This is a genomic window from Micrococcus sp. KRD012, from assembly GCF_017168555.1.
In the GTDB taxonomy this organism is placed as follows: Bacteria; Actinomycetota; Actinomycetes; order Actinomycetales; family Micrococcaceae; genus Micrococcus; species Micrococcus luteus.
In genome coordinates, this window is record NZ_JABFBB010000026.1 from 1 (window position 1) to 477 (window position 477).

At 35.4% G+C, this 477-nt stretch carries 1 protein-coding gene; it reads right to left on the minus strand.

Features of this window, described 5'->3' with window-relative positions:
- Window positions 1–477 (minus strand): anaerobic ribonucleoside-triphosphate reductase (gene nrdD / locus J1M37_RS10865; RefSeq protein ID WP_274607212.1); only part of this gene is annotated, 477 nt, incomplete at both ends.

Here is a 477-nt window from a genome sequence, read left to right on the forward strand (position 1 = left end):
GTAACACATCGATACGTTCATAAAAGATTTCCCAGAATTTCGTCATATTACCGGCAGATTCTAATGCCATTCTAGGTAAATTAAGTGTAACAACACCAAGATTACAACGACCATTATTTTCAAAATGACCTTCCGCATCTTTCCAACTTGGTAAAAATGAACGACAACCCATTGGCGCTTTGAAATCACCTAATATTTCTACGAGTTTGTCATAATTTAAAATATCTGGATACATACGTTTCGTTGAACACTTTAATGCTAGTTGTTTAATGTCATAGTTCGGATCTTGCGGACTAAAGTTGGTTCCTTTTTTAATTGAAAATACAAGTTTCGGGAAAATCGCTGTCGTGCGGTCTTTTCCTAAGCCTTTGATACGAGTATTTAAGATAGCTTGTTGAATTTTGCGACTTAAATGATCTGTACCTAAGCCGAATCCTAATGTTACAAAAGGTGTCTGTCCATTAGATGTATATAAGG